Origin of the sequence: Rhodanobacter sp. ANJX3, assembly GCF_014200755.1 — a bacterium.
GTDB lineage: Bacteria > Pseudomonadota > Gammaproteobacteria > Xanthomonadales > Rhodanobacteraceae > Rhodanobacter.
Genome location: NZ_JACHCM010000003.1, coordinates 524,455 through 539,739, shown reverse-complemented (window position 1 = coordinate 539,739; position 15,285 = coordinate 524,455). Strand labels below are relative to the sequence as shown.

Here is a 15,285-nt window from a genome sequence, read left to right as displayed (position 1 = left end):
TGCGGCCGGGATTTTGTCTTGAGTCTATTCGAACTTAGAAACGATACGTGACCTTTCCGTACCAGTAGCGCCCGTTGAAACCGAACGGCGACAGAGCGGAGTACTGCAGGCCCGAGCCGTAGTCGTACTCGTTGTTCGGCGCCACCTTGGTCGGGTACTGATTGGTGACATTGTCCGCACCGACGGTAAAGGTCCAGGCATCCAGGTTGTAGCTGGCCGCCAGATCGAGCAGCCAGCGCGCGGAGAAGAATTGATCTTCGTCACCGTTGGCGTCGTCACCGCGACGTATCACCGAGCCGTAGCGGGTGAGGTTGGCATGCAGGTCGACATTCTGGATGGCCCAGTCGCCGTAAAGCACGTACTTGGTGCGCGGTGTGGACGAGGTCAGTAGGCCCTGGCTGGAACGGCCGAAGTTGGGATTGGTCACGTCCAGCACGACGGTCTTGTTGTAGTTGCCGCTGAGACCGACATTGACTTTGCCCCATTCGCTGAACTCGAAGCGCTGGTTCAGGATCAGGTCCGCGCCGCGTGTGCGGGTCGTGCCGCCGTTGACGAAGAACTGTGCGCCGCTGACTTCACCATTGGCGAGAGTGGGTGTGACATTCAACTGGTCGCTGTAGAGTATCTGGTCGTAAATCCGTACCTGATAGGCATCCAACGTTGCGCTGAAATCGTTGGTCGGTTGCCACACCGCACCCAGGCCATAGTTGGTGGACTTTTCCGGGGTCAACGGCTTGGCGCCCAGGGCAATGGCGGTGGGACTCGAGGTGCGGAACGTACCGACCTGTTGGAGTACGCCATTTTGTTGGAGGGTCACCACGGACTCGTAGTTCTGCTGCGCCAGCGAGGGTGCTCGGAAGCCGTTCGATGCGGTGCCCCGCAGGGCGAAGGTATCGGTCAGCTGATAGCGCAGCGACAGCTTGCCCGAGCGGGTCGAGCCCGAGTCGCTGTAGTCCTCGTAACGCGCGGCTACACCGGCGGACAGCTTGCTGGTGATATCCGTTTCCAGGTCGACGTAGGCTGCCTCACTGTGGCGCTGGAAGTTGCCGGCCACTTCTGGGCTGAGGCCCGGGTAGACCTGCGAGCCACCGGGCGCCACGTCACCGCTGATCGGATCGATGATAGCCGGATTGAAGTAATAGGAATTCGGGTCGCCCGCGCCGATATCGTAGTAATCCTTGCGGTATTCGCCGCCGAACGACACGGTGACGGGGTTGGGCAGGAAGCTCGGCGAGTATTCCTTGCTCAGATCGACGTTGGCCACGTCCTGCTTGGTGGTGAAGTTGCCGGCGTTGAAGTAGGTCGGGCTGAATCCGACGCCGGTGGCATCCAGCGTGCTGTAGTACTGGTTGATATTGAGGCTGTTGTTGATATCGAAAACCATGTGGTTGTAGCCGAAATCGGCCGAGGCATCCCAGTGCCAGCCGTTGTCGGTGGTGCCCTTGATGCCGACGACCGCAGAGGCATCGTTCACATGGTTGATGATCTGGGGGAGAAAGCCGTTCGGATAGATCGCCGTGGCATTTCGATAGTTGTCACCGGATCGGTAGTAGCCGTTCGAGGTGACATCGCGGCGGCTTAGATTGAGGTAGCCGTAGAGTTCGACGTTCGGCGTCAGGTCGTAGCCGAAGTTCAGCAGGGCCTGATAGGTCTTTACCGCCGGATCGCCGTAGCGCTCGTACGGCACGCCTTGCGCGTTCGCGTTGTCAGGGGTCAGTGTCGTGGCGATGTCGGTGTTCTGGGCGCGGTTGGTGTTCATCACGTCGGAGTAGTTCCACGCGAGTCTGGCCCAGCCTGGTGCGCTGCCTTGCGGGCCACTCAAGGGAATGCCGACCGATCCAGACAACCCATTTTGCGCGCCGTCGCCCTTGTCCATGATGCCGCCATTGGCGGTGATTTCATTGTTGCCTGGCGCGCTACCGCGCTTGAGGATGATGTTGACCACGCCGGCGATGGCGTCCGAGCCGTATTGCGCGGCGGCGCCATCGCGCAGCACTTCGATATGGTCGATGGCGGAAATAGGGATCGAGTTGAAATCGACCGGGGCCGAACCGCGACCGATCGAGTTGTTGTAATTGACCAGGCTGGTGGTGTGGTAACGCTTGCCGTCGACCAGCACGAGCACGTCATCCGGCGACAGGCCTCGCAGGGTCAGCGGGCGAACCGCGTCATTGCCGTCGTTGATGGCGGGCCGAGGAAAATTGAGCGACGGCAGCAGCGTGTTCAGGGCACTGGCGATATCGGTGGCGCCACTGGCGTTGATGTCGGCTGGCGTGAGCACATCGATCGGCGAAAGCGACTCGGCAACCGTGCGCGTGGATTGCCGGGTGCCGGTGACCACCACCTGCTGCAGCTGTTTGGTGTCTTTCGACGGTGCCGCAGCGGTATCGCTGGGCGCGGTGGAGCTTGCAGCGTCCTGTGCCCATAGTGCGGTGCTGAACAGGCTCATGCTGAGCAGTGGAATCAGCGCGCTGGCCAATCGATTACGACGAAATGTTGCCATATTGAAAATCTCCCCAGATTCACTTGCTAGTGGCGGCGGTCCCCTCACCGCGGCACGCTCTATCGGCAGTGCTGGTTCGACCCTAAGTGAAATTGATGCGATGCGCAATAAATAATTCACATGTATTTCCATTTGTTGAAACACTTGGCATTTCCAAATAAAACAAATACTTGCATATGAAACTATCTCGAGTGTTTCGATACGCATATGTTGCTTTGCAATAATCGATCCGGGGCCACTCCTGCAATGACGACCCGGGTGGTGTTTTGGCATGGCGCAAGCTGTGCGTCCTGGGCGAACGTGCATCAGGCGTCTGTGCCCGATCTCCGTAAATGGACGTCTGGACGCCTAAATAGGCATCGGGCCACGCGTATCCGCCTGACGCCGCCGATCGGGGCAGGACGAAGCCTCGACGCTTCTACCCCCGAGGGCCGGCGGCGAAGGAATGGCGTTGCCGGCGTTGAAATTCGGCCGATCGGGCCGATAATGGCGCGCTGTCGGTCATATGCCGACTTTGAAGTTGGAGTTTTTCAGATGCCTATCTACGAGTTCGAGTGCGCCAGCTGCGGGCATCGCTTCGATCGCCTGCAGAAACTGTCGGACGACGACCCGACGATCTGCCCCAGCTGCGGCGCTCCACAGCTCAAACGGCGCGTCAGCGCGCCCTCGTTCCGATTGGCCGGCAGCGGCTGGTACGAGACGGACTTCAAGTCCGACAGCGACAAGAAGCGCAATCTTGCCGACAGCAAGAGTGAGGGCGGCAGCGCCACCAGCGCCAAGCCCGAGTCTTCCGAAAAGAGCGCGCCTGCTGCCGCGCCTGCGCCTTCTGCGTCCGCGCCGGCGCCATCGCCCTCGACACCGGCCGGTGGCAGCGCCGATTGAGGCGCTTGCTGGCGGCCGGCGTGCGTGGCCGGCCGCCTCGGTGATACGATTGACGGTCTTTTCCACCTGATTCAGCCGCTTCGCGGTCCGGAGTTTCAAGCGCATGCGCACGCACTATTGCGGCCTCATCGACGAGTCGCTGATTGGCCAGACGGTCACGCTTTGCGGTTGGGTCAACACGTTGCGCCTGCAGAGTCACGTGGCGTTTGTCGACCTCAGGGATCATGAGGGTCTGGCGCAGGTGGTGATCGAGCGCGACAACGCGGCCGCCTTTGCCGTGGCTGGCGATATCGGCAACGAGTACTGCCTGCGCGTGACGGGCACCTTGCGTCGGCGCCTGTCCGTCAACGACAAGCTGAAAACCGGTAAGGTCGAGCTGCTGGCCGATAGCGTGGAAGTGCTCAACGCGGCGAAAGACCTGCCGTTCGCCCTGCACGAAAACCCGAACGAAGAGATGCGTCTGACGTATCGCTATCTGGATCTGCGCCGCCCCGAGATGCAGGCGATGATGCGCAAGCGGATCAAGCTGGTGCAGGCGCTGCGCCGCTATCTGGACGAGCGCGGCTTCCAGGACGTGGAAACGCCGATCCTGACCAAGGCCACGCCGGAAGGCGCGCGCGATTACCTGGTACCCAGCCGCGTGCATCCCGGCCAATTCTATGCATTGCCGCAGTCGCCGCAGCTGTTCAAACAGATTCTGATGATGGCCGGTTTCGATCGCTATTATCAGATTGCCCGCTGCTTCCGCGACGAGGACCTGCGCGCCGATCGCCAGCCGGAATTCACCCAGCTCGACCTGGAGTTCGCCTTCGTCGAAGAGAAGGACGTGCAGGATTTCGTCGAAGAGCTCATTCGTCACGTATTCCGGGAAGTGCAGGGCGTGGAACTCGACGCCGCCTTTCCGCGCATGACCTGGGCCGAGGCGATGCGCCGGTTCGGTTCGGACAAACCCGACCTGCGCATTGCGCTGGAGCTGATCGATATCGCCGACGCGGTGAAACATGTCGAATTCAAGGTGTTTGCCGAGCCGGCCAACGATGCCGGCGGCCGTGTGGCGGCGCTGCGCGTGCCGGGTGGCAGCACGCTGACGCGCAAGGAAATCGACCAGCTCAGCGAATACGTCACGCGTTATGGTGCCAAGGGCCTGGCCTGGCTGCGCATCGACGATCTGACCAAGGGCCGCGAGGGGATCAACTCGCCGGTGGCGAAGTTTCTCGACGACGCTGCGCTGGACAACGTGCTTCGGTCAACCGGTGCGCAGAGCGGCGACATGCTGTTCTTCGGCGCCGGTAGCTGGAAGACCGTCACCGATTTCATGGGCGCGCTGCGCCTGAAGGTCGCTAAGGATCGCGGTCTGGTCGAAGACGGCTGGAAGCCGCTGTGGGTCACCGATTTTCCGATGTTCGAGTACGACGATGAGGCGCAGCGCTACGTCGCCCTGCATCATCCGTTCACCGCACCGAAGGTTGACGACATCGGCGATCTGCGCGTCAACGCGGCTACGGCGGTGAGCCGCGGCTACGACATGGTGCTCAACGGTAACGAGATCGGCGGCGGCTCGATCCGTATCCATCGACCGGACATGCAGAGCGCGGTGTTCGAGCTGCTCGGCATCGGTGCGGAAGAGGCCGAGATGAAGTTCGGGTTTCTGCTGAAGGCGCTGAAATTCGGTGCGCCACCGCACGGTGGCCTGGCCTTCGGTATCGACCGTATCGCTGCGCTGATGGCCGGCACCGAGTCGATCCGCGATGTGATCGCCTTCCCCAAGACCACCAGCGCGCAGGATCTGATGACCGACGCGCCGTCGATGGTCGGCGATGCGCAGCTGAAAGAACTGCACGTACGGGTGGCGGCCGAGCCGATAGGCTGAGCATGGGTCGTCGGCTTTGCTGAGGCGTGTCGAGGGCGTTTGCACAACCCGTTGACATCGGCGACCGGCGTGGCGGGCACAATCGGGTTTCGTACCGCGGGAGTGATAAACGGCTCGCGGCTGTTCTTTCGTAGGTTTGCCGATACCTGTCCCATGACCGAACATGTCATCTTGCTGCACGGCCTGTGGATGCGCGGTTTCGCGCTGGCCATGCTGCATCGTCGGATGATCGAGCAGGGTTTCCGGGTTCACCGTTTCGACTACATGAGCGTGGCCAACTCGCAGGAGCGCATTCTTGGCCGCCTGCTCTCGCGCATGCAGCTGCTGGCCGAGGATTCCGTATCGGTGCATTTGGTGGGGCACAGCCTCGGCGGGTTGCTGGCACTGCAGGTCTGTCATGAAGAAGGCGAACTGCCCGCCGGCCGCATCGTTTGCCTGGGTTCGCCGCTGATGGGCAGCGCGGCGGCGCGCGGCTTTGCACGCTGGGGCCGCGGCAGCGAGGTGCTGCTGGGGCATAACCGCGAATTGCTGGAGCGCGGTTTCGAGCACTGGGATGGCGTGCGCGAGGTCGGCGTGATTGCCGGGCGCACGCCGATCGGCCTTGGCGCGGTGCTGGCCAATATCGAGGGCGAGCACGACGGCACCGTGGCGGTGGAGGAAACCCGGCTGCCCGGTCTGGCCGATCATTGCGTGGTGGACACCAGCCACACCGGCCTGCTTTTCTCCGCCGACGTGGCGCTGCATACGGGTCGGTTTCTGCGCCAGGGCTCGTTTGCGGCGGCAGCGTCGATGCCGGTCGGCGGCGGTTCGATCGCGTCGGTGTGAGCCAATGCATTCGGATCGTTACGCCTTTTGCCGTGTTGCCACCGGAGTGCGGTAAAATCGCCGGCTTGTCCATCCGCGCAGCGCAGGAATCGTCATGGGTAGAGGTCCGTCCATCGAAGGTCGCAAGAGCGTCGAAGACGCCAAGCGAGCCAAGGTGTTTACCAAGCTGATCCGCGAAATCACCGTGGCCACGCGCGCCGGTGTGGCCGATCCGGCCGATAACGCCCGGCTGCGTTCGGCGGTGGACAAAGCGCTGGCGGCGAACATGACGCGCGACACCATCGATCGCGCGATCAAGCGCGGCTCCGGTGCCGACGGCGGCGCGGAAATGCACGAGATGCGCTACGAGGGCTACGGCCCGGCCGGAATCGCCTTCATCATCGACTGCGTCACGGACAACCCGGTGCGCACCGTCGCCGACGTGCGCCACGCGCTGACCAAGCACGGCGGCAATCTGGGCACCAGCGGTTCGGTGGCATTCCAGTTCCGCCGCTGCGGCGAGCTGGTCTTCGTCACCGATGGCGACGAGGCGCTGGAGGAGAAGATTCTCGAGGCGGCGCTGGAAGCGGGCGCGGACGACGTGATCAACGAAGCGGGCGAAAGCAGCGTGCTTTGCACGCCGGACAGTCTCGATGCCGTGCAGCAGGCGCTCGCTGCGGCCGGGCTCACGCCGGCGCGCGCCGAGGTGGTGATGCGGCCGGCTAATCGCAGCGCGGTGCCGGCCGAAGCGCAGGAGCCCCTGCTCGATCTGATCGACTGGCTCGAAGAGCTGGACGATGTGCACGACGTGTATCACAACGCGCTGCTGCCGGCCGAGGCTCATCCGTAAGCGCCCGCCGGCGGGCGCCCCCGCCGCTGCGCCCGGACCTCTGGAACACGATGTCGTGCCCGTTTTCGTGAGCCGCCTTTCATGACCCGCATCATCGGCATCGATCCGGGCAGCCAGCGTACCGGCGTCGGCATCATCGATGTGGATGATGCCGGCAAGCTCAGCCACGTGTTTCATAGCGCGCTCGTGGTGGCGGCAGAGGCGACGTTTCCACTGCGGCTGAAACGCATCTTTGACGAACTGTGTGACATCATCGCCACGCATCGGCCGGCCGAGTGCGGCATCGAGCGCGTGTTCATGGCACGCAACCCGGACTCGGCGCTGAAGCTCGGTCAGGCGCGCGGTGCGGCGATCTGCGCCATCGTCAGTAGGGGCATCGAAGTGCATGAATACGCCGCCACGGAAGTGAAAAAATCCGTCGTTGGCGGCGGTCGCAGCGACAAGACTCAGGTGCAGCACATGATCGGTATCTTGCTGGGAATCAAGGGGCCGCTGCAGGCCGATGCGGCCGACGCACTGGCGATCGCGGTGACGCACGCCCATACGCGGGCGAGCCTGGCTCGCGTCGGTATTCCACGTACAGCCTGGAGACGCCGCCGATGAACATCCTGGGTGCCGCAACCGATAGAGCGATCGGTGACGTGGCAAGCAGCGAGATCCGCGGGCGATGATCGGTCGTCTTCGCGGCACCCTGATTTCCAAGCAGCCGCCGTGGCTGATGATTGAAGTTGGCGGCATCGGTTACGAACTTGAAGCGCCGATGTCGACCATTTACGACCTGCCGCCCAACGGCAAGGAAGTGACCTTGCTCACGCATTACGCGGTCAAGGAAGACAGCGTGGCGCTTTACGGTTTCATGCACGAATCCGAGCGGGCGCTGTTCCGCAGCCTGCAAAAGGTCAGCGGCATCGGCGCCAAGATCGCGCTGGCGGTGCTTTCCGGCGTGTCCACCGACCACTTCGCGCGTCTGGTGCAAACCGGCGACGTGGTGGCGCTGACCAAGATCCCCGGCATCGGCAAGAAAACCGCCGAACGCATCGTGATCGAGCTGCGCGACCGCGTCGACGGACTCACCAGCGTGTCCGGTACGCGGGTCGGCGGCGTCGACGTACCGCTCGATGCGGCGGGCGAAGCCACGGTGGCGCTGCAGCAGCTCGGTTACAAGCCGGCCGAAGTGACGCGGCTGGTACAAAAAGTGGCGGCCGACGGCGACAACGCCGAGGCCATTATTCGCAAGGCGCTGCGCGCCGCGTTGGGAGGTTGATTCCGTGACTCAGGCAATACCGCAGGTCGATGGCACGACCGATATGCGTCGTCGGCTCGCCATCCTGGCGCTGGGCGCGATCGGCGTGGTTTACGGCGATATCGGCACCAGTCCTCTTTACACCTTGCAAGTCACGCTGACCCACGACGGCATGAGGCCGACACCGGAAAGCATCTTCGGCGTGCTGTCGCTGATTTTCTGGGCGCAGATTCTGGTGGTGTCGCTGAAATACGTGGTCTTCATCATGCGCGCCGACAACAAGGGTGAGGGCGGCATCATGGCGCTGATGGCGCTGGCCCAGCGCAGCGTGCGCGACCGGCCTAATCTGCGCTGGGTGTTGGCGATTCTGGGCATTTTCGGCGCGTCGCTTTTCTACGGCGACGGCGTCATTACACCGGCGATTTCGGTGCTGTCGGCGGTGGAGGGCGTCAAAGTCGTTGCGCCGCACATGGCGAGCTGGGTGGTGCCGATAACGCTGGTCATCCTGCTGGTTCTTTTTGCGATCCAGCGCCGCGGCACCGAGCACGTGGGGCGGCTGTTCGGGCCGATCATGGTGGTGTGGTTTGTGGTGATCGCGCTGCTCGGCGTGCACATGATTCTGCGCAACCCGCACGTGCTTCTGGCGCTCAATCCCTGGTATGGCATTCGGTTTTTCGAGCTGCACGGCTTCCAGGGTTTCATCGCGCTGGGTGGCGTGGTGCTGGCGCTGACCGGCGCCGAGGCGCTGTATGCGGACATGGGGCATTTCGGTAAAAAGCCCATTCGGCTGGCCTGGTTCAGCTTCGTACTGCCGGCGCTGGTGCTCAACTATTTCGGTCAGGGTGCGCTGTTGCTGAGCGATCCGTCGGCCATCGACAGCCCGTTTTTCCGTCTGGCGCCGGACGTGCTGAAAATCCCGATGATTGCACTGGCCTGCGCGGCCACGGTGATTGCATCGCAGGCGGTTATTTCCGGCGCCTATTCGATGACGCGCGAGGCGATGTCGCTGGGTTATTCGCCGCGCATGGCCGTGGTGCACACGTCGAACGAAATGTCCGGCCAGGTGTTCGTGCCGTGGGTCAACCATTTTCTGCTGATCATGGTGATGCTGGCGGTGCTGGGTTTCCGCTCGTCGGACAATCTCAGCGCGGCTTACGGCATTGCGGTGACCGGCACCATGGCGATTACCTCGATGCTGGCCCTGGTCGTGGCCCGTTACCAGTGGCGCTGGAATTTGTTCGCCGTCATTGCCGTGGGCGCGCTGTTTTTGTTGATCGACCTGTCGTTCTTCAGCGCCAACCTGATCAAGATCGAATACGGCGGCTGGTTCCCACTGGCGCTGGGTGTGGTGGTTTTCGCCATGATGACCACCTGGCGTCGCGGCCGCGAGCTGGTGCTGCGCGAAATCAAGCAGTCGGGCCTTGCGCTGAAGCCGTTCATCGAAAACATCGGGCAACATCCGCCGCTGCGCGTGCCGGGCACGGCGGTGTTTCTCACCGGCAACCAGAACTCGGTGCCCAGCGCGCTGCTGCACAACCTCAAGCACAACAAGGTGCTGCACGAGCGCAACGTGCTGCTCACGGTGGAGATGCTGGAAACGCCCGTGGCCGAGCGCTCCGAGCGCATCAACCTGATCACTCTCGGCGACGATTTTTATGGGCTCGAGCTGCATTTCGGCTTTGCCGAGTATCCGAACATCCCGCAGGCGCTGATGGACTGCGGCCGCGAGGGCCTGATGTTCGACATGATGGATACCACGTTCTTCCTGTCGCGCGAAAACATCGTGGCCGATCGCCGCCGCCCGGGCATGGCGCTGTGGCGCGACAAGCTGTTCGTGTTCATGGCACGCAACGCGCTGCCGGCCACGGCGTTCTTCCAGATCCCGGGCAATCGGCTGATCGAGCTGGGCGCGCAGGTGGAAATTTAGGGCGGACGGGAACGGGGACTGGGCAATAGGGAACATCGGCTATTCCGCGACTATATGAATCTGTTGGGCGTCAAAATTTTGCGCGCGCCCGCGTTTTGCTCTCTGCGCTCTTTCCCGTTCCCCGTTCCCCGTTCCTGCCTGCCATAATTTCCGTATGACCGAAGCGCGAATCATCACTGCCGCCGCACAGCTGGATGACGCGGCCCTCGAAGCCACCATCCGCCCGCGGCGACTCGCCGAATACCTCGGCCAGCAGGCGGTGCGCGAGCAGCTGTCGATTTATATCGAGGCGGCGCGCAGGCGCGGCGGCGCGCTCGATCACGTACTGATCTTCGGGCCGCCCGGCCTGGGCAAGACCACGCTGAGCCATGTGATCGCCAACGAGCTGGGCGTCAACGTGCGCTCCACCTCCGGCCCGGTGCTGGAGCGCGCCGGCGATCTGGCCGCGCTGCTGACCAATCTCGAAGCGAACGACGTGCTGTTCGTCGACGAGATCCATCGGCTGTCGCCGGTGGTGGAGGAGGTGCTGTACCCGGCGATGGAAGATTTCCAGATCGACATCATGATCGGCGAAGGTCCGGCCGCGCGCTCGATCAAGCTCGACCTGCCGCCGTTCACCCTGATCGGCGCGACCACCCGCGCCGGCATGCTCACGGCGCCGCTGCGCGACCGCTTCGGCATCGTGCAGCGGCTGGAATTCTATTCCACCGACGAACTCACCCAGATCGTGCGCCGCGCCGCGCGCATCCTGGGCATCGTGTGTGCCCCCGAGGGTGCTACCGAAATCGCGCGCCGATCGCGCGGCACGCCGCGCATCGCCAACCGCCTGCTGCGGCGCGTGCGCGACTACGCCGAAGTGCGTGCGGAAGGCGAGATCACTCTCGCAGCGGCGAAGGCCGCGCTGGACATGTTGAAGATCGACCCGGAAGGTTTCGACGAACTCGACCGGCGTCTGCTCAGCCTGATCGTCGAGAACTTCGACGGCGGCCCGGTCGGCGTCGAATCGCTGGCCGCGGCGCTCAGCGAGGACCGCGGCACGCTGGAAGACGTGGTCGAGCCGTATCTGATCCAGCAGGGTTATCTGATCCGCACGGCGCGCGGTCGCATGGTCAGCGCCAAGGGTTGGCGCCATCTGGGCCTTGCACCGCCGCCGCGGGCGACGCAGTCGGCCGATCTTTTTCAGGCGGATGTCGGCGATGTCTGAAACCCTGCTGCCCTTCCACTGGCCGGTGCGCGTGTACTGGGAAGACACCGATGCCGGCGGCGTGGTGTACCACGCCAGCTATCTGCGCTTTCTCGAGCGCGCCCGCAGCGAGTGGCTGCGAGCCATCGGTATCGACCAGTCGATGTTGCGCAAGGCGACCGGGTTGGGCTTTGTGGTGAAGGATATGCAGATCGATTTCGTCCGGCCCGCCCTGCTGGATGATGAACTGTCGGTAACGGTGGACGTCAAAGAGCGCCGTGCAGCCAGTATCCTGTTCGCACAGACCGTGCTGCGCGGCGACGGCACCTGCCTGGTCCGAGCCACGGTTCGGGCCGCTTGCGTCGAGCTCGAGCGCATGCGGCCCACGCAAATCCCGGCGGACCTTTTTCCCGCCGGTTCCATCGCCTGAATTTCGAAACGCGGGTTCGGACCTGACTGTCTGGCCCGTCGACACAAGCTCGCGCGATCGGATTGCCATACGATCGACGCGGGCGCAAACCCGACAACCCAAGTTTTACCTCAATCAAGCCGACCGGCGGAGAACCCTCAAGCAATGAACGGTGGACTGAATATTTTTTCGCTGATCTCCGATTCCAGCATCCCGGTGAAACTGGTGCTGCTGGTGCTGGTGGTGTTTTCCTTCATGTCGTGGGTGATCATCATCCGCAAGCATTCGCAGACCAAGGCCGCGATGGAAAACGCCGAGGCGTTCGAGGAGCGCTTCTGGTCCGGCGGCGATCTGGCGCAGCTGTTTCGCGAGGTGAGCAATCGCGGCGGTGCCGGCGGCATCGAGAACATTTTCGAGTCGGGCTTTCGCGAGTTCGCTCGTCAGCGCCAGCGCAGGACGCACGACGTGCGCACTGTGGTGGAGAGCTCCGAGCGTGCCATGCGCGTCACCGGCACCAAGGAGATCGGCCTGCTCGAGCGCAACCTGGAATTCCTCGCCAACGTCGGTTCGATCAGCCCCTACGTGGGCCTGTTCGGCACGGTGTGGGGCATCATGGGTGCGTTCCAGGGTCTGGGTGAAATGAAGGACGTGACTATCGCCGTGGTCGCGCCGCACATCTCCGAAGCACTGATCGCCACCGCCATGGGCCTGTTCGCCGCGATCCCGGCGCAGTGGGCTTACAACCGCTTCGCCACCAAGGTCGAACGCGTGGCGTCGCATTACGAAGTGTTCCAGGAAGAGTTTTCCTCCGTGCTGCAGCGGCAGATCCAGACCGACGACGTGGTCTGAGCGGAGCAGCATTCATGGCCATTTCCCAGCGTCGCAAACGCTACAAGCTCAAGTCCGAGATCAACGTCGTACCCTACATCGACGTGATGCTGGTGCTGTTGATCATCTTCATGGTCACCACGCCGATGATGAAGAGCCTCGGCGTGCCGGTGCAGTTGCCCGAAAGCAACGCCAAATCGTTGAAGGACATCAAGGACCCGGTGGTCGTGTCGATCGAAGAGAACGGCCAGATCTCGCTCAAGGTCGGCGACGGCAAGGCCGAGCCGGTAAGCATCGAGGAGTTCACGGCCAAGATCACCGCTTTCCAGCAGGCCGATCCGGATCTGCAGGTAATACTTGCCGGTGACAAGAACGCGGTTTACGGCAAGGTCTACGTGATTTTGCCGATTCTCCAGCAGGCGGGGGTGAGCAAGATCGGACTGCTGAGCCAGCCGGGGTCGGGCGGGACGAATGGACGAAAGTAAGGGCACGCCGAAGGCGGTCATACTTTCCGCCATCCTGCACGTCGGTATCGTGGCGTTTCTGTTCCTCGCGACGCTGCCGTGCTCGAGCTTCGAAAACTTCATCAACGCGCTGGGCCTGCCCGCGTGGATGAATCCGATCACCTGTACACCGCCGCTGAATCTGCAGGGGCAGGTGATCCAAGCCGTTTTCATTGGCCCGACCGGCAGCCCGCCGCCGAAAACCGTGAAGAGCAAGGTGACCGACACGGTGCCACCGCCGCCGACCACGCCGCCGCCACCGCCGACGCCGCCCAAGCCGGACGAGCCCAAAATCAAGACCCTCCCGCCGCCGCCGGAGCACCCGGACACGGTGGATCAGGAGAAAGTGGTCGAGAACGCGCTGCAGAAAGCCGACGACGCGAAGAAGCTCCAGGAAGAAAAGGAGCAGCAGCGCCAGTCCGAGCTCGATGCGCAGGCGGTAAAGAAAAAGCAGGAAGAGCAGAAAAAGGTCGACGAACTGTTCAAAAAGATGGATGCGGCTGCCGATCAGACCAAAAAGCTCGACAGCAAGGCCAAGCAGGCCAAGCAGCAGATGGAGGATCTGGCCAGCGACCAGAACCAGCCGGATCTGCCCAAGGCCGACCAGCTGCAGAGCGGCAACAACAGCGATCACACCGATCTCAGCAGCGCGTACGCGGCCGCCATTCAGAATGCGGTCACGCCGAACTGGCTGCGGCCGGATAACATCGCTGCGGCGCCGTGCGACGTGAACATCGTGCAATCGCCGGGCGGCGACGTGATCAGCGCCACCGCCGCCGCCAACTGCCCGTATGACGATGCGGGCAAACGTTCGGTCGAAAATGCTGTTCTTCGTACCAAGACCTTGCCTTATAAAGGCTTCGAAAGCGTGTTCCGTCGCAACCTTACCTTCACCTTCAGGCCGCAATGATCAAGCCCATGCGCAAACTCAGCTCAAGCTTCGCCTTCATCCTGCTGGCCTTCGTGGCGATCTTCGCTACCTCCGCTAACGCGCAGCAGTCTTTGAAGATCGACATCGTCGGTGGCGTCAAGACCGCCACTCCGATCACCGTCGTGCCGTTCGCCCTGCAGGGCGGCTCGCAGCCGCCGACCGACGTGGCCGACGTCATCCATAACGATTTCAACCGCTCCGGCAAGTTTCGCGCGCTGGACAAGGCCAGCATCGTCGAGCTGCCGTCGCAGGGCTCTGACATCAAGTTCGCGACCTGGCGCCTGCTCAAGCAGGACTACATCGTGGTCGGCCGACTCAAGGACGCCGGCAACGGCATGGTCCAGGTCGAGTACGAGCTGTGGGATGTGAACAAGCAGCAGAGCTTGCTCTCGCAGGCGATGCAGCCGGCGCCGGTAGGCGATCTGCGTAACGTCGCGCACCAGATCGCCGACGCGATCTATGAAAAGATCACCGGTGTGCGCGGCGCTTTCTGGACTCGCATCGCCTACATCACGGCCGTCGGCCTTGGCAACAACACGACCTATTCGCTGCTGGTCGCCGATTCCGACGGCTTCAACCCGCAGGTGGTCGCCCGTTCGAAGGAGTCGCTGCTGTCGCCGGCGTGGTCGCCGGACGGCAAGAAGATCGCCTATGTTTCGTTCGAAAGCGGCAACTCCAACATCTACGTGCAGGACATCACTACCGGCTCGCGCCAGCTGGTGGAATCGCACCCCAAGGGCATCAACGGTGCGCCAGCCTGGTCGCCCGACGGCAGCAAGCTGGCCGTGGCGCTGTCGTTCTCGGGCAACTTGAACATCTACGTGCTGAACATGGCCAGCCGCCAGGAAACCCGATTGACCTCGGACAACCTCGCCATCAATACGCAGCCGGTGTGGTCGCCGGATGGCCAGACGATCTACTTCACTTCCGATCGTTCGGGTAAACCGCAGATCTATCAGATACCGGCCAGTGGCGGCACGGCGACGCGCATCAGCTTCCAGGGTCAGAACAACCAGAACGTCTCGGTGGGCTACGACGGCAAGCAGATCGCGATGGTGCAGGGCAACGGCAACGTGTATCGTATTGCGATCATGGACCAGAGTCTGGGCGGTCAGGTGCGCTTTGTGTCGCCCGGTCCCTATGACGAATCCCCGAGTTTTGCGCCGAACGCCAGCATGTTGCTGTATGCCGCGACCGAGGGAACGCGCGGTGTGCTGTATTCGGTATCGGCCGATGGCAATGTTCGCCAGCGGCTCGTGTTGTCCGACGGTGATGTGCGTGAACCCGCATGGGGGCCGTACCGCGAGCGTTGATTCTTGCAAGATGCCGGCCCGCGATTACGCGCTGGCATC

14 protein-coding genes are annotated in these 15,285 nt (G+C 62.9%); 13 read left to right on the top strand and 1 reads right to left on the bottom strand.

Annotation, left to right across the window (positions count from 1 at the left end; translation table 11 throughout):
• Positions 1-34: 34 nt before the first annotated feature.
• Positions 35-2,503, bottom strand: coding sequence for a TonB-dependent receptor (locus HDE76_RS10965; RefSeq protein WP_343205691.1), 2,469 nt, complete (start codon positions 2,501-2,503; stop codon positions 35-37).
• Positions 2,504-3,037: 534 nt separating this feature from the next.
• Here HDE76_RS10965 and HDE76_RS10960 point away from each other — a divergent pair.
• The 13 genes from HDE76_RS10960 (at position 3,038) to tolB (ending at position 15,246) form a co-directional block, all read left to right on the top strand.
• Complete coding sequence (locus HDE76_RS10960; protein WP_179477734.1) at positions 3,038-3,385, top strand: zinc ribbon domain-containing protein; 348 nt, start codon at positions 3,038-3,040, stop codon at positions 3,383-3,385.
• Positions 3,386-3,488: 103 nt separating this feature from the next.
• The gene (gene aspS / locus HDE76_RS10955; protein WP_184507377.1) at positions 3,489-5,255 is read left to right on the top strand and encodes an aspartate--tRNA ligase; all 1,767 of its coding nucleotides are present in this window, start codon (positions 3,489-3,491) and stop codon (positions 5,253-5,255) included.
• 153 nt (positions 5,256-5,408) lie between these two features.
• Positions 5,409-6,080 carry an alpha/beta fold hydrolase gene (locus HDE76_RS10950; protein WP_184507374.1) on the top strand — a complete coding sequence of 224 codons (672 nt, stop codon included), beginning with the start codon at positions 5,409-5,411 and terminating at the stop codon, positions 6,078-6,080.
• 94 nt (positions 6,081-6,174) lie between these two features.
• Positions 6,175-6,909, top strand: a complete 735-nt coding sequence (locus HDE76_RS10945) for a YebC/PmpR family DNA-binding transcriptional regulator (protein WP_184507371.1) — start codon at positions 6,175-6,177, stop codon at positions 6,907-6,909.
• Positions 6,910-6,990: 81 nt separating this feature from the next.
• Positions 6,991-7,512, top strand: coding sequence for a crossover junction endodeoxyribonuclease RuvC (gene ruvC, locus HDE76_RS10940; protein ID WP_184507367.1), 522 nt, complete (start codon positions 6,991-6,993; stop codon positions 7,510-7,512).
• Between the two features lie 64 nt (positions 7,513-7,576).
• Positions 7,577-8,173, top strand: a complete 597-nt coding sequence (gene ruvA / locus HDE76_RS10935) for a Holliday junction branch migration protein RuvA (protein ID WP_184507364.1) — start codon at positions 7,577-7,579, stop codon at positions 8,171-8,173.
• A gap of 43 nt (positions 8,174-8,216) precedes the next feature.
• On the top strand, positions 8,217-10,079 hold the full coding sequence (locus HDE76_RS10930; protein WP_184507760.1) for a potassium transporter Kup: 1,863 nt from the start codon (positions 8,217-8,219) through the stop codon (positions 10,077-10,079).
• A 154-nt stretch (positions 10,080-10,233) separates the two neighbouring features.
• On the top strand, positions 10,234-11,283 hold the full coding sequence (ruvB, locus tag HDE76_RS10925; protein WP_179477728.1) for a Holliday junction branch migration DNA helicase RuvB: 1,050 nt from the start codon (positions 10,234-10,236) through the stop codon (positions 11,281-11,283).
• On the top strand, positions 11,276-11,692 hold the full coding sequence (gene ybgC / locus HDE76_RS10920; RefSeq protein WP_179477727.1) for a tol-pal system-associated acyl-CoA thioesterase: 417 nt from the start codon (positions 11,276-11,278) through the stop codon (positions 11,690-11,692). Before ruvB ends, ybgC begins: the two co-directional genes overlap by 8 nt.
• A gap of 144 nt (positions 11,693-11,836) precedes the next feature.
• Positions 11,837-12,520, top strand: coding sequence for a protein TolQ (tolQ, locus tag HDE76_RS10915; RefSeq protein WP_179477726.1), 684 nt, complete (start codon positions 11,837-11,839; stop codon positions 12,518-12,520).
• Between the two features lie 14 nt (positions 12,521-12,534).
• A complete protein-coding gene (locus tag HDE76_RS10910) occupies positions 12,535-12,984 on the top strand; it encodes an ExbD/TolR family protein (RefSeq protein WP_179477725.1) in 450 nt (149 codons plus the stop codon).
• Entirely contained in the window at positions 12,971-13,912 is a 942-nt protein-coding gene (locus HDE76_RS10905) for a cell envelope integrity protein TolA (protein ID WP_184507361.1), read from the top strand. Before HDE76_RS10910 ends, HDE76_RS10905 begins: the two co-directional genes overlap by 14 nt.
• A complete protein-coding gene (tolB, locus tag HDE76_RS10900; RefSeq protein WP_179477723.1) occupies positions 13,909-15,246 on the top strand; it encodes a Tol-Pal system beta propeller repeat protein TolB in 1,338 nt (445 codons plus the stop codon). The genes HDE76_RS10905 and tolB overlap by 4 nt, the downstream gene beginning before the upstream one ends.
• Positions 15,247-15,285: the final 39 nt, after the last annotated feature.

Excerpts from the sequence above, each read along its gene's own strand:
- aspS (WP_184507377.1), top strand. The coding sequence starts at position 3,489 with ATGCGCACGCACTATTGCGGCCTCATCGACGAGTCGCTGATTGGCCAG.
- HDE76_RS10905 (WP_184507361.1), top strand. The coding sequence starts at position 12,971 with ATGGACGAAAGTAAGGGCACGCCGAAGGCGGTCATACTTTCCGCCATC.
- HDE76_RS10945 (WP_184507371.1), top strand. The coding sequence starts at position 6,175 with ATGGGTAGAGGTCCGTCCATCGAAGGTCGCAAGAGCGTCGAAGACGCC.
- ruvA (WP_184507364.1), top strand. The coding sequence starts at position 7,577 with ATGATCGGTCGTCTTCGCGGCACCCTGATTTCCAAGCAGCCGCCGTGG.
- HDE76_RS10950 (WP_184507374.1), top strand. The coding sequence starts at position 5,409 with ATGACCGAACATGTCATCTTGCTGCACGGCCTGTGGATGCGCGGTTTC.
- tolB (WP_179477723.1), top strand. The coding sequence starts at position 13,909 with ATGATCAAGCCCATGCGCAAACTCAGCTCAAGCTTCGCCTTCATCCTG.
- HDE76_RS10960 (WP_179477734.1), top strand. The coding sequence starts at position 3,038 with ATGCCTATCTACGAGTTCGAGTGCGCCAGCTGCGGGCATCGCTTCGAT.
- HDE76_RS10965 (WP_343205691.1), bottom strand. The coding sequence starts at position 2,503 with ATGGCAACATTTCGTCGTAATCGATTGGCCAGCGCGCTGATTCCACTG.
- HDE76_RS10910 (WP_179477725.1), top strand. The coding sequence starts at position 12,535 with ATGGCCATTTCCCAGCGTCGCAAACGCTACAAGCTCAAGTCCGAGATC.
- ruvC (WP_184507367.1), top strand. The coding sequence starts at position 6,991 with ATGACCCGCATCATCGGCATCGATCCGGGCAGCCAGCGTACCGGCGTC.
- tolQ (WP_179477726.1), top strand. The coding sequence starts at position 11,837 with ATGAACGGTGGACTGAATATTTTTTCGCTGATCTCCGATTCCAGCATC.
- ruvB (WP_179477728.1), top strand. The coding sequence starts at position 10,234 with ATGACCGAAGCGCGAATCATCACTGCCGCCGCACAGCTGGATGACGCG.
- HDE76_RS10930 (WP_184507760.1), top strand. The coding sequence starts at position 8,217 with ATGCGTCGTCGGCTCGCCATCCTGGCGCTGGGCGCGATCGGCGTGGTT.
- ybgC (WP_179477727.1), top strand. The coding sequence starts at position 11,276 with ATGTCTGAAACCCTGCTGCCCTTCCACTGGCCGGTGCGCGTGTACTGG.